This window comes from Collinsella sp. Sow4_E3 (assembly GCF_052116285.1).
GTDB lineage: Bacteria > Actinomycetota > Coriobacteriia > Coriobacteriales > Coriobacteriaceae > Collinsella.
The window spans coordinates 13436-34589 of sequence record NZ_JBQKLJ010000014.1 but is presented as its reverse complement, the minus strand read 5'-3'; the positions used below and the strand labels follow the sequence as shown (position 1 = coordinate 34589).

The following is a 21154-nucleotide window of genomic DNA, read 5'->3' as shown; positions in this document are numbered from 1 at the left end:
CCTTGAAATTGAACGTCAGATTGGCGTGAATGCGGCTCGCGCAGCGTCGGCCGGTCCGCCGTTCGGTAGAACGGCGGAACAAAACGCTTTAGTGGGCTGAATTGCGTGGGCTGCTTGATTGTTGCTACAGTTGCGGGGCGTGCCGGGGGTCCGGCGCGTCCCGTTTTATTTGACCATGAGGCGGCATGCGGTCGCGCGCGTGCGGACACCACGCCCAGACCGAGCGCGAGGATGCCCTATGGCCCATCATGCCGCTATTGAAATCGAAAATATGCCCGATAGCCCTGTAGCCCGCGAAGACCTGGGTGCCGGCGGTGCCTCTCGCGGTGCCGGTGCGCGCTCGCCGCTGTTCTGGAAGGTCTTGCTGCTTTCGATAGCGGTCATCTGGGGCTATTCCTTTACCACCATGAAGGACGCGCTCGATACCATTCCGGTGTTCGAGCTGCTCTACATTCGCTTTCTTCCGGCGTCGCTGGTCATGCTTGCCGTCTTCCACAAGCGCATTGTTGCCCATTTCAACGCTCGAAATCTGATTGTTGGACTTGGCATGGGCGCGCTCATGTGGGGTGCCTACGGTTTGCAGACGATTGGCCTGGCGCAGACCACGGCAGGCAAAAGCGCGTTTTTGACGGGCACGTACTGTATCTTGGTTCCGTTTGCGAGCTATGTCCTAAGCGGCGAAAAACTTACCCGTTACAACTTGGGCGCCGCGTTGCTGTGTCTGGCGGGCATTGGCTTGGTGGCGCTTGATAGCGTCGAGTTCAATGCCGGCGATGTTATTACGCTGGGCGGCGCGGTCTTCTTTGCCATCCAGATGGCGGTGGCCGCTAAGTACGGTCGCAAGATGGACATCAACGTCATTACGTTTTGGATGTTTGCGGGCAACGGTGTGCTGTGCCTGATCTCTTCGCTGCCGTTCGAGACCCAGGCGCCTTTATCCGTGTGGACGCCGAGCTTCATTGGCGTGATGGCATTCCTCTCGGTGGGCTGCACATGCGTGGGCTTGCTCATCCAAAACGTGGGCTTGGCGCATGTCCCGGCCTCGACGGGCTCACTACTGCTTTCGATGGAGTCGCCATCGGGCGTGCTGTTCTCGGTGCTGCTGATGGGGGAGGTGCTCACCTCGCGTTTGTTTGCCGGCTTTGCGCTCATCTTCCTGTCGATTATCTTGAGCGAGACGCACTTTGGCTTTTTGCGTAAAAAGCCGCGAGCGCGTTTGTAAACAATCTGTTGCGCCGTCCCTCTGGGGCGGCGTTTTTTATGCGTCGCCTTTAAAGTTATGCCTTGCACTTTAGAGTATGAAAGTGCTTGCTGCTAAAACCTTACTGGAGGGCATCTATGGCACCAGCTCTGTCCGATTTCCAACCACAACCAGCGCTTCAGACCTCAGCGGCGGCGCAAGCCGCCATTGGTGACGGTCTGGTCAAAGAGGCTCAGGCTTTTGCCGATGAGCTTGCCGCATGGCGTCACGATCTGCATCGGATGCCCGAACTCGGTAACGACCTCCCACAGACCTCTGCGTATATCCAAGCGCGCCTGAACGAGATGGACATCCCATTTTCCACGCTCGTCGATGGTTCCTGCGTTGTGGGCCTTGTCGGTGCCGGTGCCGCCGCGGCCCAGGGCAATGGCGTCTGCACGGACGAACAGGCCGGTACGGTCGTTATGCTGCGCGGCGACATGGATGCCCTGCCCGTTGTCGAGGAATCCGGCGAGCCCTTTGCATCTACCAATGGCTGCATGCATGCTTGCGGTCACGATATGCACGCGACGGCGCTGCTTGGTGCGGCGCGCCTGCTCAAGGCTCGCGAGGCCGCGCTTGTCGACGCCAATGCCACCGTCAAGCTGTTGTTCCAGCCGGGCGAGGAGACCTTTGAGGGGGCACGTGCTGCCATCGCCGACGGCTTGCTCGAGAACCCGCGTCCTCAGGCGGCTTTTGCCATGCATGTCAACAGCCAGTCGCCGCTTGGTCTGGTGCTCTACGGCAGCCCGGCGCTTTCGGGTGTGTACGGTTTCCGCATCACGCTGCAGGGCAAGGGCGGCCACGGTTCGAGCCCCGAGATCTGCATCGACCCCATCACGGCAGGCGTGCATGTGCACCTGGCGCTCCAGGAGCTTATCGCTCGCGAGGTGCCGGCGGCCAAGGAGGTCGCGCTCACCGTGGGTAAGTTTGCCGGTGGCCAAGCGGCCAATGTGATTCCCGACACCTGCGTGCTCGAGGGAACATTGCGCGGCTTTGACGTTGGGCTCATGGAGCACCTCAAGACCCGCATCGCGGAGGTCGTCAAAGGCGTTGCCACGACTTATCGTACGCCGGCGACTATCGAGACGCTCTCGGATGTTCCCCCGCTCGTGCTCGATGACGATATGACCCAGGCTTCGCTTGGCTATGTGGGTGCGACGTTGCCCAAGGCCGCCTTCCTGCCGCTGTTCCATGCCATGGCGAGCGAGGACTTTGCGCTTATCTCGAGCGAGATACCGAGCGCGTACTTTACGTTCGGTGCGGCTGTGACCGATACGGACGAGCACTTTGCCCAGCACCATCCCAAGGCACGCTTTAGCGATGCCGAGTTGCCGCTCGGCGCCGCGGCTTATGCGGCGGTCGCCCTGGGCTATATCGCCGACCACAAGGAGTAATCCATGTCCCAGCAGCATAAATTCTTCCCCGGTTGGCTCGTCGTGGCCTCCGGCTTTGTCATCATGGCCACGTGTTACACGATTTTCGTTAACTGCATGAGCCTGTTTCAGCCGCTTATCGTGAGCGACTTGGGCATTTCCCTTGCTCAGTACAACATCTCCAACGCCATCTCAACCGTGGTGAGCGTTGTCGGCTCGCTTGTCATTGGCCATGTTGCCGACAAAGTGAGCGGTCGCATCTTGGGTTCCCTTACCGTTATCGCCACCTCTGCCGTTCTTGCCGGGATGAGCTTTGTCGGTGAGCTGTGGCAGGTCTACGTGCTCTTTGCCGTCTCGGGCTGCTTTGCCGTCGCCTCGACCCGCCTGCTCATTAGCCTTGTGACCGCCAACTGGTTTACGGCCAAGCGAGGTCTTGCGATCTCCATAGCACTTTCGGGCTCGGGCTTTGGAGGCGCTGTTCTGTCTCCCACCGTGAGCTCGCTTATCGTGAGCGTTGGTTGGCGTTCCGCCTTCCTGGTGCTCGCGGCTATCTGCATGGTGGCGGCGCTGCCCATCACGGCCTATTCCTTCCGCACCAAGCCTTCTGAGATAGGCCTTAAGCCGCTCGGCGAGAACCCGGGCGATCCGTCCGTCTCGACAGCTGGCGACAAGGACGAGCACACGGCTCCCGAGGTTAACGTCGGTTGGTCTCGCATCAAGAAGAGCCCGGCGTTTTGGCTGCTTGTCGTTGCCTTCCTCTTTATGGGCCTCGTTAACGGTGCCATCTTGCCCAACCAGGTCACCAACATGACGAGCGTTACCGTCAACGGCGCCAAGATTGTCACGGGCGGTCACGATCCCGTGTGGGCGGGCACTGTGCTTTCGGCCTATATGGTCACCGTCGTTATCGCCAAGATTTCGCTCGGCGTCATTTACGATCGCTTTGGCCTACGTTTTGGCAACGTGTTGGGATCCGTTGCGTGCATTATCGCCTGCGTCGCCCTGTGCTTCCCCGCGACCGATCTTGGTCCCATCGTGGCTGCCGTGAGCTTTGGTGTCGGAACGTGCATGGGCACCATCACGCCCACTATCGCCGCGTCCAAGCAGTTTGGCATGGCCGATCTGGGCAAGGTCACGGGCACCATTACCTCGCTCGAGATGGTCGGCGGCACCGTGGGTGCCATTGTCTCGGGCGTGCTGTTCGATGCCACGGGCTCCTTTGCGAGCACCTGGATCGTGTGCCTGGTGTGTTCTGCGGTCATGCTCGTATTCCTGCTGGCATCCGAGCCCATCGCCGCTAAGCTGCGTGCGAGCGTGGCGGGGGAGTAGACGTCCGTCGCTCTTTTCTGTTCGCCCCGTGTTCTGTCCGTGGCCGCCTTGGAAGCCGAATGGATGCTCGTACCACCATTCGGTTTCCAAGGCGGCCACGGGCATACAAAATGATCCGTTTTCCTCTGTCCCCAACAGATCGTGTGATTCGAAGGGGGCGGAGGAAAGCGGATCGGCTGCAGCGGCGGCACGTCTGGCCGAACGAGCTCCCATACCCTCGTTCGGTCAGACGCGTCGCCGCGTTTTGTTTTTGTGCCGTATAATGACCACTACCTATGACGCGATACTAAAAGAAAGGTGTTTGCCCATGCAGGCACAGAAGGCGGAGGGAACCCGCGACCTTATCGGCGCCGAGATGCGCGCCTGGCAAAAGATGCAGCGGATCGCTGCCGGCGTGTTTGAGCCGTTTGGCTTTAAGCCCATCGAGACGCCCGCGATCGAGCAGGTGGACGTGTTTGTCCACGGCATCGGCCAGTCGACCGATGTCGTGCGCAAGGAGATGTTCCGCGTGTTTAGCGGCGCCAACCTGGAGCGTGTCTTTACCGAGGGCACCGATGCCAAGCTCAAGCCCAAACAGCGCTTGGCGCTTCGTCCCGAGGGCACTGCCGGCGTGGTGCGCGCCGTCGTGGAGAACAACCTGGTGCCCCAGGGCTCCACGCCGTTTAAGGCCTACTATGCCGAGGCCATGTTTCGCGGCGAGCGCCCCCAGAAGGGCCGCCTGCGTCAGTTCCATCAGGTGGGCATCGAGTGGCTCGGTGCTCCCGATCCGGCTGCGGACGCCGAGTGCATCATTATGCTCATGGAGTTCTACAAGCGTCTGGGCTTCGATCTTTCCAAGCTCCGTCTGCTCATTAACTCGATGGGTGATGCCCAGTGCCGTCCGGCCTATCGCGAGCAGGTCAAGCAGTTCATTCTCGATCACGCCGACGAGATGTGCGATGAGTGCCGCGAGCGCGCCGAGCTCAACCCGCTGCGCGCCTTCGACTGCAAGAACGACCATTGCCGCGAGATCATGGCCGAGGCCCCGCTGATGGGTGACAACCTGTGCGACGAGTGCCGCGAGCACTACGAGCAGGTCAAGCGCTATCTGGATGCCGCCGGCATCGAGTATGTCGAGGATCCCACCCTGGTGCGCGGCCTGGACTACTACACCCGTACCGTCTTTGAGGTCGAGGCCCCCGGCGCCGGCGTCGGCTCCATCGGTGGCGGCGGCCGCTACGACGGCCTGGTCGAGCTCGAGGGCGGCAAGCCCACGGCCGGTGTCGGCTTCGCCGTCGGTTTTGAGCGCGCCCTGCTGGCCCTGCAGGCCTTTGGCAGCGACCTGGGCGCCGATGAGGCTCCGTGTGTCTACGTTGCCAACGCCGGCAAGGAACTGCGTCAGAACGTTTTTGCCATTACGCAGAAGCTTCGCGCCGCAGGCATCGTGACCGAGGCAGACTATCAGGGTCGTTCGCTCAAGGCTCAGTTTAAGCAGGCCGACAAGGTGGGCGCCAAGCTCATTTTGGTCTTGGGCGGCGACGAGCTTGCCGCCGGCAAGGTCAAGGTGCGCGACATGCAGAGCCATGACGAGGTACTGGTCGATTTGTCCAACGTGGTCGAGGCGGTTCGCGAGCGTCTGTAGCGCATCATTTTGAGCTGCGGGTCCGCTAACGCGTCCCGCTCGCGGCGAACGATTGTTACGGGGGTGTTTCGCTTTTATGCGGAATGTCCCCGTTTGCATATGCCGCCCACCGAGAAATACGACCATTTGGGGCAAAAAGCCTTGCAATGCAGAAAATACTTTTGTGTGGTAAAGCGCAATCAGTATCGAAAGTGTTTCTCAAGTGCCTATAATGAATACCGCATGTTACGTGCATAGAAGGAGGAATGGGAGGAAACGTGGCTGAGAACCTAAGCAACCAGTCTGTACCCGAAGCCGCGGCGCGCGTCGCTGCCGTGGTCAACCGCCTCGTTAACCGAATCGGCTCGAATGCCGAGTCCAGGGAGCGTCTCGCCGAGATTGAGATTCCCGAGGAGCTGCGCGACAACCTTGCGCTGTTCCTGCGCCTGGAGCGCCGTGTGCTTAGCGAGTATGATCCCGAGATCGCGGACCTGTTCGACAAGATTCTGTCGGCCGAGATCGTGGCCAATGCCGGCAACCCCGGTAGCCGTGCCGCCGACGAGGCCGTCGACGAGCAGGGCGTGCCCACCGCCGACGAGCCCACTGCTGTGGCGTTTCGCGAGGTCGTCGATTTGATCGACAGCCTGCCGCTCGATAAGCAGCAGGTTATCGTCCGTGCCTTTACGAGCTTCTTCCATCTGGCAAACCTGTCGGAGGAGAACTACCGTGTGACGCAGCTGCGCGAGCGTGAGGCCGGTGCATCGACCGATACCGAGGTCGATCCCGCCAACGAACTCACCGTCGCCTATCACCAGCTGGTGGATGAGATGGGTGTCGAGGGCGCCAACGAGCTGCTCGGCAAGCTTGAGTTCCATCCCGTCTTTACCGCGCATCCCACCGAGGCCCGTCGCAAGGCCGTCGAGGGCAAGATTCGCCGTATCTCTAACCTGCTGGAGGAGCGTCCGCGTCTGGGCGGCTCCGACCTGGTGGAGAACGAGCGCCATATGCTGCAGGAGATCGACGCCCTGGTGCGTACGAGCCCCATCGCGCTCAAGAAGCCCACGCCGGTCGAGGAAGCCGATACCATCATCGACATCTTCGATAACACGCTGTTCGACGTCATCCCCGTCATCTATCGTCGCTTTGACGACTGGGTGCTGGGTGACAAGGCCGGTACCGTGCCGCCGCTGTGCCCGGCGTTCTTCCATCCCGGCAGCTGGATCGGTTCCGACCGCGACGGTAACCCCAACGTCACCGCCAAGGTGAGCCGTGAGGTCGCCGCCAAGTACTTCACCCACATGGTGCTCAAGCTCGAGGACAAGTGCCGCCGCATCGGCCGCAACCTCACGCTCGAGGCCACCTACAGCAAGCCGTCTGCCGAGCTCATCAACCTGTGGAACCATCAGGTCGAGATGAGTGCCCATTACACGGCCCGCGCCGAGCTTATCTCCGAGCACGAGCCGCATCGCGCCGTCATGCTCGTCATGGCCGACCGTCTGAACGCCACCGTACGCCGTATCACCGACACCATGTATCACAGCGCCGACGAGTTCCTGGATGACCTGCGCGTCGTCCAGCGTTCGCTGGCTGCCTGCGGTGCCGTCCGTGCCGCCTACGGCCCGGTGCAGACCATCATCTGGCAGGTCGAGTCCTTCGGCTTCCATATGGTCGAGATGGAGTTCCGTCAGCACTCCGTGGTGCATGCCCGCGCCCTTAAGGATATCCACGAAAACGGTATCCATGGCGACCTGCAGCCCATGACGCGCGAGGTCATCGACACCTTCCGCGCTATCGGCTCCATCCAAAAGCGCTACGGTAAGAAGATGGCACACCGCTACATCATCTCGTTTACCAAGAGTGCCCAGCATGTGGCCGACGTCTTTGAGCTGGCCCACCTGTCCTTCGCACACGAGGAGGACGTTCCCGAGCTCGACGTGATCCCGCTGTTCGAGCAGCTCGAGGACCTCGAGGGCTGTGTTGACGTGCTCGACCAGATGCTTACGCTGCCCGTGGTGCAGAAGCGTCTTGCCCAGACCAACCGCCGCATGGAGGTTATGCTGGGTTACTCCGACTCCTCCAAGGATGCCGGTCCTACCACGGCCATGCTTGCGCTGCACTCCGCGCAGGAGCGCATCGCCAAGTGGGCCGAGAAGAACGATATCGACCTGGTGCTCATGCACGGTCGCGGCGGCGCCGTGGGCCGTGGTGGCGGCCCGGCCAACAAGGCCGTACTGGCGCAGCCCAAGGGTTCAGTCAACTGCTTCTTTAAGCTCACCGAGCAGGGTGAGGTCATCTTTGCCCGTTACGGCAACCGCACGCTGGCTCAGCGCCATGTTGAGTCCGTTGCCGCCGCAACGCTTTTGCAGTCGGCCCCGAGCGTCGAGAAGACCAACACCGAGACCACGCAGAAGTTCTGGGATATGGCCGAGAAACTCAACGCCGCAAGCCACGAGCGCTATCTGGACCTGCTGAACACCGAGGACTTTGCACCGTGGTTCTCGACTGTGACGCCGCTGACCGAGGTCGGTCTGCTGCCGATTGGCTCGCGTCCCGCCAAGCGCGGCTTGGGTGCCAAGTCGCTCGACGACCTGCGTACCATTCCGTGGATTTTCAGCTGGAGCCAGGCACGCATTAACTTGGCCGCTTGGTACGGCCTGGGCACCGCCTGCGAGCAGCTGGGCGATCTTGACCAGCTCAAGGCTGCCTACCAGGAGTGGCCGTTCTTCCGCACCTTTATCGATAACATCGAGATGTCGATTGCTAAGACCGATCAGCGCATTGCCAAGATGTATCTGCATTTGGGCGACCGCGATGATCTGTCCAAGAAGGTCTTTACCGAGATGCAGCTCACCCGTAAGTGGGTCCTTGCCATCGTTGGTGACGAGTGGCCGCTGCAGCGTCGTCGCGTGCTCGGCTGTGCCGTTCGCGTGCGTAACCCCTACGTCGACGCCCTGTCCATCGCCCAGGTCCGCGCCCTTCGCGAGGTGCGTATGAACCAGGACGAGATGGCCGAGGAGAAGAAGGCCGAGTACATGAGCCTGATTCTTTCGACTGTGACCGGCGTCTCGGCAGGTCTGCAGAACACGGGGTAATCGATAGCCCTGTGGCTCTCACCGGGGCCCGACGGGTTTCCCTCTGAATGCGTCCTCGCACTTGAAGCCCCCTTATCCTGCTCCTTCGGAGCTGCGGATAAGGGGGCTTCGTGCTGCGGAATGCATTCAGAGGGAAACCCGTCGGGCCCCTTCGTCCTCGGTCCTCTGGAATTAAAGCTGAGGAGAAGAATGGCGCGCTTCGCGCATAGCGTGGAGTGCGGCGAGGGCTTCTTGCGTCCTGCGGAGTGTGCCTAAAAGTAAACTGATGGCGGGCCCTGCGATGTCCGGTCTTCGGCGGATTACTGCTGGGGGAATAATGGCGCGCTTCGCGCGTTTGGAAAGGGCTTCGTGCTGCGGAATGCATTCAGAGGGAAGCCCGTCGGGCCCCTTCGTCCTCGGTCCTCTGGAGTTAAAGCTGAGGAGAAGAATGGCGCGCTTCGCGCATAGCGTGGAGTGCGGCGAGGGCTTCTTGCGTCCTGCGGAGTGTGCCTAAAAGTAAACTTATGGCGGGCCTTGCGATGTCCAGCTTCAGCGGAAGGCCGCTGGGTGAGGGTGGTGCCTGGGGCGACGTGCAAAAAACGGAGTTTTCAGCAGCCAAAAATCGATGCATAAGGCCATAGCCGGCCCTCGCTGCCTTTGTTGATGATTTTGCAAGACAATTGGGCCTTGGCGATGCTCATATATGGCTGGTTTCTCGCCGCATGTTATCCAGATGGGACGAGTCATGAGGACGATCTACCTTTTGAAAGACTTTTGACACGAAAATCTTATCTTGCGATGCTGAATACTCGCAAAAATGCACGCTCCGGAGGGGGCTACCATGTTGCGGTTCGAAACCCAATGCGTCATTCTATGCAGTATATTGACCTATTTATGCAAGATAGCTTACACGCGCACGCCACAGGATTGATGTTTGCCTCGGCGCTGCGTAATCCACCCTGCCCATAGCTTCTTTGACAGGAGGCCGCGGTCCCGTTTGGGATCGCGGCCGTTTTATTGTGGGTCAAATATGAACGTTGTGTTAACGACTCGGTGGACGGTGGCGTTTTTCGGTGAGCGGCGTATCCTTCCAACGGTTTATCTAGTGTGTCAGTTGAAAGGAAGAGGGCGCTCGTCATTGTTTGAATGTGAACTGCCGTTTGACCACAAGACATTGCATCTGGAGCTCGAGGATAAGAACTTCGCGGGTGTGATGGAAGGTCACCAAAACGAGTTTAAGACTGCAAAATCGCAGGAAGAGCTGGTAGAGGAGTCGCTTGCCAACCCTTATGGATCGCCTTCGCTCGAGGAGCTTTGCGCTGGCAAGAAGGATATTGTCATCATTAGCTCCGACCATACGCGCCCCGTTCCCTCGCGTGTGACGATGCCTATTCTGCTGCATCACATCCACTCCGCTGCGCCTGAGGCGCACGTTCGCATTCTGGTTGCTACGGGTATGCATCGTCCATCGACGCACGAGGAACTCATCAACAAGTATGGCGAGGAGATCGTTGCCAACGAGGAAATTGTCATGCACGTCGCGACCGACGACAGCATGATGGAAAAGATTGGCACCCTGCCTTCTGGTGGCGAGTGCATCATCAACAAGATTGCCGCCGATTGCGATCTACTGCTTGCCGAGGGCTTTATTGAGCCGCACTTCTTTGCCGGTTTTTCTGGCAGCCGCAAGTCCGTGCTGCCCGGCATCGCCAGCTACAAGACCATCATGTACAACCACAACGGCCAGTTTGTGAACGATTCCCATTCGCGCGCCGGCAACCTGTGCCACAACCACGTGAGCGAGGACATGTTTGCCGCTGCCGAGATGGCTCACCTTGCCTTTGTGCTCAACGTGGTGCTCAACGGCAAGCACGAGGTCATCGGCTCCTTTGCCGGCGACATTCACAAGGCGCACGAGGCCGGCTGCGAGTTTGTGAAGAGCCTTGCCGGCGTTGAGCCCGTCGAGTGCGAGATTGCCATCACCACCAACGGTGGCTATCCGCTCGATCAGAACGTCTATCAGGCCGTGAAGGGCATGTGCGCTGCCGAGGCCACACTTCCCGAGGGCGGCGTGATCATCGATGTCGCCGGTTGCGCCGATGGTCACGGTGGCGAGGGCTTCTATCACAACATCGCCGACAACGATCCGGCAGAGTTTGAGCGCGCCTGCATCGACCGTCCTAAGGACGAGACCCTGCCCGACCAGTGGACGAGCCAGATCTTTGCCCGCATCCTGGCGCATCACCCTGTGATCATGGTTACCGACCTGTGCGATCACCAGATGCTCAAGGATATGCATATGACACCGGTCAACACCCTCGAGGAGGCGCTCAAGCTCGCCTTTGAAATGAAGGGTGCCGATGCCAAGGTAGCCGTCATTCCCGATGGCCTGGGCGTTGTCGTCGCTCAGCACTAGCGCGCGGCCTAAACGAATCGTTTGTAACCGACAAGAAAGATAAGGTTTTATGCTTACCAAGCTCCTCTGCGAATTCGGCGCAACGGCCCTCATGATCATCTTTGGCGTGGGCGTACACTGCGATACCGTGCTTAAGGGCACCAAGTATCAGGGCTCCGGCCACATGTTTGCCATCACCACCTGGTCTTTTGGCATCTCGGTCTGCCTGTTTGTCTTTGGCGGCGCCGTGTGCATGAACCCGGCTATGGTGCTTGCCCAGTGCATCGTCGGTCTGGTGCCGTGGAGCAGCTGCATCCCCTTCATGATTGCCGATATGCTCGGCGGCTTTGTGGGCGCCGTAATCGCTTGGTTTATGTATACCGATGAGTTCAAGGCTTCCGAGGGCGTCGTCGACCCCATTGCCCAGCGCAACATCTTCTCGACCAACCCCACCACCGAGGGCACGAACTATGCCCGCAACTTCTTCTGTGAGGCTATCTGCACCTTTGTGTTCATCAGCGCCATCCTTGCTGCCGCTAGCCGCGCCGGCGAGAACGTTCTGATGCTCGCTATCTGCGTCGGCCTGATCGTTTGGGCCGTTGGCATGGGCATGGGTGGCATCACCGGCTTCGCCATGAACCAGGCACGCGACCTTGGTCCTCGCATGGCCTATCAGGTGCTGCCGATCAAGAACAAGGCTGACAACAACTGGAAGTACGGCCTGCTCGTTCCTGGCATCGCGCCGTTTATCGGTGCCGCTCTGGCCGCGCTGTTTGTGCACGGTTTCTTGGGCATGTTCTAGTCCAAGGCCGCATAGTAGTCCGCTGGCCGCATGGGGTGACTTCCCAGCGCGTCCTCGGACATGAAAGAACCCCCGCTGCGCACTACGTGCGGCGGGGGTTCTTTCGTCCTGTGGAATGCGCTGGGAGGTTACCCCATGCGGCCAGCTGCGGGGTCTTTGTTGCATTCGTACAAGCAATCCAACATATTTCTGAATTTGGATGGGAGGGGCTTGTCGCTGTTGGGGGGGGCGTTGAAGTGCGAGTGACACGTTGGGATGCGTGGCGCCTTGGGTTGGGGCAATGCTCTGGGATGAGCCTCTTACTTAAGTGAAGAGGGGTTTTATGGCTGATAGGTAGTCTTTGGCTACGTCGGCCTTGTCGGCTTGGAAGTTGTGCCAGGCCCACCATTGGACGGTGGCTACGAAGCTTGAGGCTATGTGGTGGAGGAGGAAGTTGCGATCCATGGTGCTGGCGGGGCCTGCGGGGTCGACAGGGACGGTTTCGGCTGCGCGCGACATGATGGTCTTGCGGAGACAGTCGGCGAAGACGCGCGAGCCGGCGCCGGCTACGAGGGCGCGTACGCCCTGACGACGATCCCAGAGGTTGTTGAGGATATGTTCGACCTGTACGAGCGGGTCATTGAGGGGTGTACCGTCATCGTCGAGGGCATGGGTGCAGATATCGCACACGAACTCAGCGAGCAGGTCATCTTTGCTCTTGAAGAGGCCGTAGAACGTTGCCCGACCTACATGGGCGCGAGCGATGATGTCGCCGACGGTAATCTTGCCGTAGTCCTCTTCGCGCAGGAGCTCGGAGAACGCCGCAACGATGGCAGCGCGGCTTTTTGCCTTGCGGGCATCCATGGCTATGCGTCCGCGTGAACGAGCAGACAGCGGAGCGTGCCGGAGCAACCCTCGTAGGGGCGTTTGCCGGCGCCGTAGCCGACGGCTTCGATGTGGTAGCGTGAGGGCAGTTGGTCGGACGTGCGCAGCGCGGTGACGATGGCGGCGCCCGTTGGCGTCACGAGCTCGCCGGCGACCGGTGCAGGCGTGAGGGCGATATTGCCTGCCTGGCACAGGTTGACGACAGCGGGGACGGGAATGGGCATGAGGCCGTGGGCGCAGCGGATGGTTCCGTGGCCCTCGGAGAGCGACTCGATCACAACATCCTCAATGCCCAGGTCGTCGAGGCAGATGGCGACAGAGCAGACGTCGACGATGGAGTCGATGGCGCCCACCTCGTGGAACATGACGGTGTCGAGCGTTTTGCCGTGAGCTTTGGCCTCGGCAGCAGCGAGTGCGGTAAAGATGGCGAGCGCGCGACGCTTGGCGCCATCGCTTAGCTGTGAGCCGTCGATGATGGCGGTGACGTCCGCCAAAGAACGGTGGTGATGGTGGTGGGCGTGGTGATGGTCCTCGTGGTCATGGCCGTGGGCCTCATGGTCATGCTCGTGCGTATGCTCGTGGCAGTGTTCGTGTTCATGCCCGCCATGGTCATGATGGTGCTCATGCTCGTGCGTGTGCTCGGCAGCTGCTTCGTTGCCAAAGAGCCAGGCCATATCGTGGTCGTGGTTCTCGAGCTCCTCTGCCAAATGAACGTCAAAGTCGCAGGCGTCGATACCATGCTTGTTTGCACGCGTGACGGCGATCGTAAAGCCGTCGACCGGCAGCGTGGCGAGCTGTTCGCGCAGGTGCTCCTCGCTGGCGCCCAGGTCGAGCAGGGCCGCGACGGTCATATCGCCGCTGATGCCCGAGGTGCCGTCGATGATAAGCGTATGCTGATGGTTGGACATGGAATGCTCCTTAACGGGCGCAGGGTGTTCCGGCGCTCAGATGATTGATAAGACTTGCCTGGTAGGCGGCACCAAAGCCATTGTCGATATTGACGACCGAAACGCCGCTGGCGCAGGAGTTGAGCATGGCGAGCAGCGCGGCTACGCCACCAAAGCTCGCGCCGTAGCCCACGCTGGTGGGAACGGCGATGACCGGACAGCTTACCAGACCGCCGATAACGCTCGCCAGCGCGCCCTCCATGCCGGCGATGGCGATGACCACCTGTGCCTGGGCAAGTTCCTCGGCATGCGCGAGCAGACGGTGCAGGCCGGCGACACCTACGTCGTAGAGGCGGTCGACCTCGTTGCCGTAGAACTCGGCCGTCAACGCGGCTTCTTCGGCGACGGGCAAGTCGCTCGTGCCGGCGCAGGCGACAACGATGCGTCCGTTACCGGTAGGGGAGGGCTTACCGCCCACGAGGGCGAGCTGGGCGTTCGGGACATATCCCAGGTCGATCCCATTGTCGAGAAGCTCCGAGGTGCGGGCTGCTTTTTCGGCATCCAGGCGCGTAACCAGGGTGCGCTCCTGACCGGCATCGCGCAGCGCTTTGATAATGGCGGCAATCTGCTCGGCGGTTTTACCGGCGCCGTAGACAACCTCACCGGCCCCCTGGCGCACCCCGCGCGAAAGATCGAGCTGCGCAAAACCCAGATCGGCGGTCGGCGCCGTTTGGATGCGCGTAAGGGCGACTGCCGGGGTGACTGATCCGCCGGCAACATCGCTCAGCAGCTGCTCTAGATCTCGCTTATCCATATAAGTTCCCTTCGACGGCGCAAAGTCTAGCACTCAAAGGGTATGTTTCCGAACACTAAGACAAAATTGTTCGGAAACTAGATATAGGGGATTTGATTCTGTTGTTAGATGGATCGGCTAGTCACGCAGGATGATATCCATGGCGAGCATCAGGTTGCGCTCGTCGATGGCAAACGGAGCGGCCTCGCGCGTTTTGGGCTTGGCGCAAAATGCGATGCCCGTGCCCGCGGCCTGAATCATGGGGATGTCGTTGGCACCGTCGCCGATCGCCACGGTATGGGCCATATCGACACCGCACTCAACCGCCCAATCCAGTAGCTGGATAAGCTTGGATTCCTTGGTCACAATGTCTGCCGCCAGCTTGCCCGTGAGCTTGCCGTCTACGACCTCCAGGCGGTTGGCCAGGCAAAAATCGATGCCCGCGGCAGCTACGATCTTGTCGGCGACCTCGTGGAAGCCGCCGCTTACCACGCCGACCTTCCAGCCTTTGCTGTGCGCCGAGCGCACAAGCTCCAGTGCGCCGGGGGTAAACGTCACGCGCTCAAAGGTGCGCTCGAAAACGCTCTCGTCCAGGCCGGCAAGCAGCCCCACGCGCTCCTCGAGCGCCTGCTTAAAGTCGAGCTCGCCGCGCATGGCGCGTTCGGTGATCCGCGCAACTTGCCCGCCCACGCCTGCTTCCTCGCCCAACAGGTCGATGACCTCCTGGTTGATGAGCGTGGAATCGATATCCATAACGATGAGGCGTGCAGTCATGGTGGGCCTTTCCGAGTGCGGTTGTATTGTAGGCACATTGTCGCACGTGACAAGCGCGGGCGGGCAGTGCGGTGCGCCAATTGTTTCGTCTCCGTCAAGTCTTTGGGCAAGAGTTACTTTTTCGCGGTACATCGGCGCGGGTGCGATAAGATAGAACGCCATGTCCGGCTGCGCGGTTTACGCAGGCTGGGCAAATCTGTACGACGCCGCCCGGAACGACACGGGGCGGCACAGATCCATAAAGGAGGATCACTGGTATGAGCCAGACCCGTCCCATCGACGAGCATTCCATGCACACCCGTACCTGCGGCGAGCTTCGCCGCGAGAACGTGGGCGAAGAGGTCACCCTTACCGGTTGGGTGAGCCGTCGCCGCGACCACGGCGGCCTTATCTTCTGCGACCTTCGCGACCGCGAGGGCATCACGCAGCTCACCTTCGACCCCGAGCACTCCGACGGCGATGCCTTTAAGATCGCCGAGACCATGCGTCCCGAGTGGCCCATCAAGATTCACGGCGTCGTGCGCGCCCGTGGCGAGGAAACCACCAACGCCAAGCTCGCGACCGGCGAGATCGAGGTCCTGACCGACCACGCCGAGGTGCTCAACACCTCCGTTACTCCGCCGTTCCAGATCGAAGACGGCATCGAGACCAGCGAGGACACCCGTCTGCGCTATCGCTATCTGGACCTCCGTCGTCCCGAGATGATGGCCAACCTCAAGCTGCGCTCCGACTTCACCTTTGCCATTCGCGAGGCGCTTCACAACCGTGAGTTCATGGAGGTCGAGACACCCTCCCTGTTCAAGTCTACGCCCGAGGGCGCCCGCGACTTCATCGTTCCCAGCCGTATTCAGCCGGGTAACTTCTACGCCCTGCCGCAGTCCCCGCAGCTCCTAAAGCAGCTGCTCATGGTCGGTGGCGTCGAGCGCTACTACCAGGTTGCCAAGTGCTTCCGCGACGAGGACTTGCGTGCCGACCGTCAGCCCGAGTTCACCCAGGTCGATATCGAGATGTCCTTCGTGGACCAGAACGACGTCATGAGCGCACTCGAAGAGGTCTTGGCCGACGCCTTCGGTCGCATGGGTGTCGAGATGCCCACGCCGCTGCGTCGCATGGACTACTGGGAGGCCATGGACACCTATGGCTCCGACAAGCCCGATACCCGCTATGGCATGCATCTGGTCGATCTGACCGACATCTTTGCCAACTCCAAGTTCAAGGTCTTTGCGACTGCCGCAAACGAGGAGGGCTCTGTCGTCAAGGCCATCAACGCCAAGGGCGCCGGTGCCTGGGCACGTGCCAAGATCGATAAGCTCGCCGGCGTGGCCTCCACGTTTGGCGCCAAGGGTCTGGCCTGGATCGCTTTCCGCGAGGACGGCTCCATCAACAGCCCCATCGTCAAGTTCTTCTCGGACGAGGAGATGGCGGCTCTGCGCGAGCGCATGAACGTCGAGCCTGGCGACCTCGTGATGTTCGCCGCCGGCCCGCGCCTGCTCTCTGACGAGATCCTGGGCGGCATGCGCTCTCACATGGCCAACGCACTCGAGATCAAACGCGAGGGTCACGACTTCCTGTGGGTCGTCAACTTCCCGCTGTTCCACTGGGATGAGGACCGCAAGGCCTATGCAGCCGAGCACCAGCCGTTCACTCTGCCGACCGAGACCGACATCGCCAAGATCGAGGCCGACCCGTTGGCTGCCGGTTCCTGCACCTACGACTTTGTCATGGACGGTTTTGAGGCCGGCGGCGGTGGCATGCGCATCCATAACGCCGAGATGCAGATGTCCATGCTCAAGCTCCTGGGCTTTACCGAGGAGCGCGCCGAGTCGCAGTTTGGCTTCCTCATGGAGGCGCTCAAGTTTGGTGCGCCCCCGATGGGCGGTTTTGCCCTGGGTCTGGACCGCGTGTGCATGCTGCTTACTGGCTCCGATTCCATCCGCGACGTCATGGCGTTCCCCAAGACGGCCAGCGGCTCCGACCTCATGTCGGGCGCCCCGAGTGCCGTTTCCGGCGCCCAGCTCAAGGACGTCAGCCTGCGCTTGATGTAGGCGAGCGGCTACCTATTGCCCGCAACGAGGGAAGGACGCGTGCCTTCCCTCGTTTTTTGTGGGACGGGGATGCGGCCGGTAACGTACAATAACTACCACGTGGCTGGGTTTGGCCGGCCAAATGTGCGATGCTGCGGGAGGGGACATGGTCGAGTTTACAAAGACGATTAAAGATCCGTTGGGACTACATGCCCGCCCGGTTGCGCTTCTCTATGACATTATCGCCAAGCATCGTAGTGACGTGTCGGTCAGCATCGGCGATCGCCACACGGATGGCCGCGATATCATGGGACTCATGGCCCTCTATGGTGAGTGCGGTGAGAGCATCGTCTTTCGTGTTTCGGGCGTGGATGAGGCCTCCTGCGTCACATCGATCAGAAATCTCTCACTCTAAGCGGAACAATGTAAAAAGGGGAGAGTCCCCTCTGTTGCATACATCGGTATGACAAGGCACCGCAAAGAGACCGTCTTTGCGGAGCCTTTGTTTAAAATGGGAAACTTTTTCGAAAACTGAATAGAGATCCTTTCCAAAAAGTTAACCACGTGTTATTTTACTATTTCGAACATAGACGCGGTTAACTTTTATCGCGTCGATGTTGAGGACGAACCGATGTTAGGAGCTCACTCATGTCTTGCGGACCGCAGATGCCGGCCATGCCGCTTTCGATGGTAAAAGCGGGCGAAACCGTGCACGTGTCTCGTGTAAAGGGCAATGAGGACATGAAGCACCACCTCAAGGACCTCGGCTTTATCGAGGGCAGCGAGATCCACGTGGTGAGCTCAAGTGGCGCCAATATCATCGTCACGGTGCTGGGCGCACGCTTTGGCATCGATTCCAAGGTTGCCATGCACATCATGACCGTCGGTTAATCCGCAGCATTTCATAAAAACCGAAAGGGGGACAAGAGGATGAAGACGTTGGGTGACGTTAAGGTGGGCGAGAGCTCTACCATCGTCAAGCTTCACGGTGAAGGCGCGCTTCGCCGCCACCTTATGGACCTGGGGCTCATCAAGGGCACTTCGTTCAAGGTCGTGAAGGTTGCACCGCTCGGTGATCCGGTCGAGATCAACGTGCGCGGCTACGAGCTTTCCATCCGCAAGGAGGAGGCGGCCGTCGTCGAGGTCCAGTAAGGGCCCACGGCGTTTATTTCTGCAGATAAAGTTAGGGGTTTCTAACTTAATGCAGCAACTTTGAAGCACATTATCCAGCCTGCGCGGAGAAAGCAGCGCGGGCAAACGAGGAAGAAGGATTGAATGGCGGATTCTCAGATCCATGTCGCGCTGGCGGGTAACCCCAACTGCGGCAAGACCACGCTTTTCAACCTGATCACCGGCGCCAACGGCTACGTTGGCAACTGGCCCGGCGTCACGGTTGAGAAAAAGGAGGCCAAGCTCCTAAGCGACAAGAACGTTACCATCACGGACCTCCCCGGTATCTACTCGCTTTCCCCCTACAGCCCCGAGGAGCAATGCTCGCGCGATTACCTCATGAGCGGCGAGCCCGATGTGGTCGTCCAGGTGGTCGACGCCACCAACCTCGAGCGCAACCTGTACCTGGCGCTTCAGGTTATCGAGACCGGCCTACCCGTGGTCGTTGCCCTTAACATGGCCGACTTGGTCGAGAAGAACGGCGACAAGATCGACACGGACAAGCTCTCCAAGAAGCTCGGCTGTCCGGTCATGATGATTTCGGCCCTTAAGAACAAGGGTATTAAGGAGCTGTTCGAGCAGGTTAAGAAGTCCGCTGCTTCCAAGGGCCAGGTGCCGGAGCACAAGTTCGATTCCTCCATCGAGGACGTTCTGGACCACATCGAAAACAACCTGCCGGCGAGCGTTCCCGCCAACAAGCGTCGCTACTACGCGGTCAAGCTGTTCGAGCGTGATGCGGACGCCTGCAAGCTCATCAACCTCACCAAGGAGAAGGCCGCTCGCGTGGAAGAGCTGGTCGCCCAGTGCGAGCAGGACTGCGATGACGACGCCGAGTCCATCATCACCGGTGAGCGCTATGGCGTCATCGCGCACATCATCGACGAGTGCCTCACCAAGGCTCCGGCCAAGATGAGCACCTCCGAGAAGATCGACCGTGTGGTTACCAACCGTATCCTGGGCCTGCCGATCTTTGTGGTCATCATGTTCTGCGTGTACTACATCGCCGTTTCCACCTTAGGCGGCACGGTGACCGACTTCACCAACGACCAGCTCTTTGGTACCGACGGTTGGTATGTGCTCGGTCAGGGCCGCGACGCCTACGATGCAGCCGTCGAGGCTGCGGGCGACGATGCCGACTCGGTTGACCCGGCGCAGTACGGCCCCTATGTCCCGGGTATCACCACCGTGGTGCACGATGCCCTTGTGGCGGGTGGCACCGAGGACGGCGGCCTGGTCGATTCGCTGGTCTGCGACGGCATCGTCGGCGGTTTGGGCGCCATCTTTGGCTTTGTGCCGCAGATGTTCCTGCTGTTCGTCATGCTGTCCTTCCTGGAGGACTGCGGCTATATGGCCCGCGTCGCCTTCATCATGGATCGCGTGTTCCGCCGCTTTGGCCTGTCCGGTAAGTCCTTTATCCCCATGCTCGTGTCCTCGGGCTGTGGCGTTCCCGGCGTCATGGCCACCAAGACCATCGAGAACGAGAAGGACCGCCGCATGACGGTCATGACCACCACGTTTATTCCCTGTGGCGCCAAGCTGCCGATCATCGCCCTGCTCATGGGTTCCATCATCGGCGATTCTTCCACCACCGCCGCGTGGATCAGCCCGCTCTTCTACTTCCTGGGCGTCTTCGCCGTCATCGCCTCGGGCCTTATGCTCAAGAAGACCAAGCTCTTCGCCGGTCGCCCGACGCCGTTCGTTATGGAGCTTCCTGCCTACCACTTCCCGGCGATCCGCTCTTGGGCACTGCACGTGTGGGAGCGCTGCTGGGCCTTTATCAAGAAGGCCGGCACGGTCATCTTCGCATCCACCGTCGTTGTTTGGTTCCTCTCCAACTTTGGAAGCTACAACGGTTCCTTTGGCTTCCTGCCTGCAATGGACGGCATCCCCGAGGAGTTCATGGACTACTCCGTGCTTGCCATGCTCGGTAACCTGGTCGCTTGGATCTTCGCTCCGCTCGGCTTTAGCACCTGGCAGGCAACTGCGCTGACCGTCTCGGGCCTTGTGGCTAAGGAGAACGTCGTCGCCACCGCCGGCTCGCTGCTGTCCGTGGCTGATGCCGCCGAGACCGACCCGAGCCTGTGGACCGCGTTTGCCGGCATGTTCCCCACCATGGGCGCTTGCGTTGCCTTTGGCGCATTCAACCTGCTGTGCGCTCCGTGCTTTGCCGCCATGGGCACTATCCGCAACCAGATGGATTCCGGAAAGTGGACCGCGATTGCCATCGGTTACGAGTGCGCCTTCGCTTGGGTGATCGGCCTGTTCATCAACCAGTTCTACAACCTGCTTGTTCTGGGGCAGTTTGGTATCTGGACGATTGTGGCCATCGTGCTGCTGGTTGCGATGCTCTTCCAGATCTTTCGTCCTATCCCTGCGCATGCATGGACCGACGAGGACGAGACCAGCACTGCTTCCGCCGCAGTTTCCGCTTAAGTCCGAATAAGGATTAGCCCCTTTCCACGAGCCCGGGTGTCCCAGCGACACTCGGGCTTTTTGGCGGTGGGGGAGATGTGGCGTTTCCGCAGATAAAACCGACCAAAATAAACCTGTCCCTTTTTGGTAGGTGGAAATGGGGTAAAGTAAGTGATGGTTAACTAGAGGAGGCTTGCTATGGCACCTATCGATATTGTTGTTCTGGCTGTTATCGGTATTGCGTTTGTCGCGGTATGCGTGCGCATCTACCGCAAGGGCACCTGCGCCGACTGTGCTCAGGGTGGCGTTTGCACGGGGCATTGCTCCAACAAAAAGACGTGTGCCGCACTTAAGGGCGTGGACAAAATCGCCGAAGACTTGGGCCGCGGTATTCATTAGCCGATCGGCGTTTGGGCA

At 60.2% G+C, this 21154-nt stretch carries 17 protein-coding genes; 13 read left to right on the top strand and 4 right to left on the bottom strand.

Annotated features, from left to right (window positions below; translation table 11 throughout):
- Nucleotides 1-238: 238 nt before the first annotated feature.
- The 7 genes from ACTQ48_RS08510 to larD all read left to right on the top strand — a co-directional run bounded on the left by ACTQ48_RS08510 (nucleotide 239) and on the right by larD (nucleotide 11813).
- Nucleotides 239-1222, top strand: coding sequence for a DMT family transporter (locus tag ACTQ48_RS08510; RefSeq protein ID WP_441570588.1), 984 nt, complete (start codon nucleotides 239-241; stop codon nucleotides 1220-1222).
- A gap of 116 nt (nucleotides 1223-1338) precedes the next feature.
- The gene (locus ACTQ48_RS08505) at nucleotides 1339-2637 is read left to right on the top strand and encodes a M20 family metallopeptidase (RefSeq protein WP_441570587.1); all 1299 of its coding nucleotides are present in this window, start codon (nucleotides 1339-1341) and stop codon (nucleotides 2635-2637) included.
- Between the two features lie 3 nt (nucleotides 2638-2640).
- The gene (locus tag ACTQ48_RS08500; protein WP_441570586.1) at nucleotides 2641-3945 is read left to right on the top strand and encodes an MFS transporter; all 1305 of its coding nucleotides are present in this window, start codon (nucleotides 2641-2643) and stop codon (nucleotides 3943-3945) included.
- A gap of 307 nt (nucleotides 3946-4252) precedes the next feature.
- Nucleotides 4253-5566, top strand: a complete 1314-nt coding sequence (gene hisS, locus ACTQ48_RS08495; RefSeq protein WP_154517690.1) for a histidine--tRNA ligase — start codon at nucleotides 4253-4255, stop codon at nucleotides 5564-5566.
- 257 nt (nucleotides 5567-5823) lie between these two features.
- Complete coding sequence (locus ACTQ48_RS08490) at nucleotides 5824-8637, top strand: phosphoenolpyruvate carboxylase (RefSeq protein WP_441067968.1); 2814 nt, start codon at nucleotides 5824-5826, stop codon at nucleotides 8635-8637.
- Between the two features lie 1117 nt (nucleotides 8638-9754).
- On the top strand, nucleotides 9755-11032 hold the full coding sequence (gene larA / locus ACTQ48_RS08485) for a nickel-dependent lactate racemase (RefSeq protein ID WP_441570585.1): 1278 nt from the start codon (nucleotides 9755-9757) through the stop codon (nucleotides 11030-11032).
- A gap of 49 nt (nucleotides 11033-11081) precedes the next feature.
- A complete protein-coding gene (larD, locus tag ACTQ48_RS08480) occupies nucleotides 11082-11813 on the top strand; it encodes a D/L-lactic acid transporter LarD (RefSeq protein WP_441017382.1) in 732 nt (243 codons plus the stop codon).
- 303 nt (nucleotides 11814-12116) lie between these two features.
- Here larD and ACTQ48_RS08475 read toward each other — a convergent pair whose 3' ends face one another.
- From ACTQ48_RS08475 to serB, 4 genes are all read right to left on the bottom strand, one after another.
- Nucleotides 12117-12656: a TetR/AcrR family transcriptional regulator gene (locus ACTQ48_RS08475; protein WP_154517701.1), complete on the bottom strand. Its 540-nt coding sequence runs from the start codon at nucleotides 12654-12656 to the stop codon at nucleotides 12117-12119.
- Between the two features lie 2 nt (nucleotides 12657-12658).
- A complete protein-coding gene (locus tag ACTQ48_RS08470; protein WP_441570584.1) occupies nucleotides 12659-13585 on the bottom strand; it encodes a LarC family nickel insertion protein in 927 nt (308 codons plus the stop codon).
- A 10-nt stretch (nucleotides 13586-13595) separates the two neighbouring features.
- Nucleotides 13596-14378 (bottom strand): nickel pincer cofactor biosynthesis protein LarB, encoded by a 783-nt coding sequence (gene larB, locus ACTQ48_RS08465; RefSeq protein WP_441570583.1) that lies wholly within the window; start codon nucleotides 14376-14378, stop codon nucleotides 13596-13598.
- Nucleotides 14379-14495: 117 nt separating this feature from the next.
- A complete protein-coding gene (gene serB, locus ACTQ48_RS08460) occupies nucleotides 14496-15131 on the bottom strand; it encodes a phosphoserine phosphatase SerB (RefSeq protein WP_427747576.1) in 636 nt (211 codons plus the stop codon).
- Between the two features lie 257 nt (nucleotides 15132-15388).
- Here serB and aspS point away from each other — a divergent pair, with 257 nt between their 5' ends.
- The 6 genes from aspS (at nucleotide 15389) to ACTQ48_RS08430 (ending at nucleotide 21136) form a co-directional block, all read left to right on the top strand.
- Entirely contained in the window at nucleotides 15389-17176 is a 1788-nt protein-coding gene (aspS, locus tag ACTQ48_RS08455; RefSeq protein WP_427729277.1) for an aspartate--tRNA ligase, read from the top strand.
- A gap of 145 nt (nucleotides 17177-17321) precedes the next feature.
- Complete coding sequence (locus ACTQ48_RS08450) at nucleotides 17322-17570, top strand: HPr family phosphocarrier protein (protein ID WP_441064094.1); 249 nt, start codon at nucleotides 17322-17324, stop codon at nucleotides 17568-17570.
- A gap of 233 nt (nucleotides 17571-17803) precedes the next feature.
- A complete protein-coding gene (locus ACTQ48_RS08445) occupies nucleotides 17804-18046 on the top strand; it encodes a FeoA family protein (protein ID WP_441570582.1) in 243 nt (80 codons plus the stop codon).
- 39 nt (nucleotides 18047-18085) lie between these two features.
- Nucleotides 18086-18307: a FeoA family protein gene (locus ACTQ48_RS08440; RefSeq protein WP_006234774.1), complete on the top strand. Its 222-nt coding sequence runs from the start codon at nucleotides 18086-18088 to the stop codon at nucleotides 18305-18307.
- Between the two features lie 123 nt (nucleotides 18308-18430).
- On the top strand, nucleotides 18431-20758 hold the full coding sequence (gene feoB / locus ACTQ48_RS08435) for a ferrous iron transporter B (protein WP_441570581.1): 2328 nt from the start codon (nucleotides 18431-18433) through the stop codon (nucleotides 20756-20758).
- Nucleotides 20759-20935: 177 nt separating this feature from the next.
- On the top strand, nucleotides 20936-21136 hold the full coding sequence (locus ACTQ48_RS08430; protein WP_117634210.1) for a hypothetical protein: 201 nt from the start codon (nucleotides 20936-20938) through the stop codon (nucleotides 21134-21136).
- Nucleotides 21137-21154: the final 18 nt, after the last annotated feature.

Coding starts and splice junctions, on each gene's coding strand:
- ACTQ48_RS08510 (WP_441570588.1), top strand. CDS start 239: ATGGCCCATCATGCCGCTATTGAAATCGAAAATATGCCCGATAGCCCT.
- ACTQ48_RS08505 (WP_441570587.1), top strand. CDS start 1,339: ATGGCACCAGCTCTGTCCGATTTCCAACCACAACCAGCGCTTCAGACC.
- ACTQ48_RS08500 (WP_441570586.1), top strand. CDS start 2,641: ATGTCCCAGCAGCATAAATTCTTCCCCGGTTGGCTCGTCGTGGCCTCC.
- hisS (WP_154517690.1), top strand. CDS start 4,253: ATGCAGGCACAGAAGGCGGAGGGAACCCGCGACCTTATCGGCGCCGAG.
- larD (WP_441017382.1), top strand. CDS start 11,082: ATGCTTACCAAGCTCCTCTGCGAATTCGGCGCAACGGCCCTCATGATC.
- ACTQ48_RS08475 (WP_154517701.1), bottom strand. CDS start 12,656: ATGGATGCCCGCAAGGCAAAAAGCCGCGCTGCCATCGTTGCGGCGTTC.
- ACTQ48_RS08470 (WP_441570584.1), bottom strand. CDS start 13,585: ATGTCCAACCATCAGCATACGCTTATCATCGACGGCACCTCGGGCATC.
- larB (WP_441570583.1), bottom strand. CDS start 14,378: ATGGATAAGCGAGATCTAGAGCAGCTGCTGAGCGATGTTGCCGGCGGA.
- serB (WP_427747576.1), bottom strand. CDS start 15,131: ATGACTGCACGCCTCATCGTTATGGATATCGATTCCACGCTCATCAAC.
- aspS (WP_427729277.1), top strand. CDS start 15,389: ATGAGCCAGACCCGTCCCATCGACGAGCATTCCATGCACACCCGTACC.
- ACTQ48_RS08450 (WP_441064094.1), top strand. CDS start 17,322: ATGGTCGAGTTTACAAAGACGATTAAAGATCCGTTGGGACTACATGCC.
- ACTQ48_RS08445 (WP_441570582.1), top strand. CDS start 17,804: ATGTCTTGCGGACCGCAGATGCCGGCCATGCCGCTTTCGATGGTAAAA.
- ACTQ48_RS08440 (WP_006234774.1), top strand. CDS start 18,086: ATGAAGACGTTGGGTGACGTTAAGGTGGGCGAGAGCTCTACCATCGTC.
- feoB (WP_441570581.1), top strand. CDS start 18,431: ATGGCGGATTCTCAGATCCATGTCGCGCTGGCGGGTAACCCCAACTGC.
- ACTQ48_RS08430 (WP_117634210.1), top strand. CDS start 20,936: ATGGCACCTATCGATATTGTTGTTCTGGCTGTTATCGGTATTGCGTTT.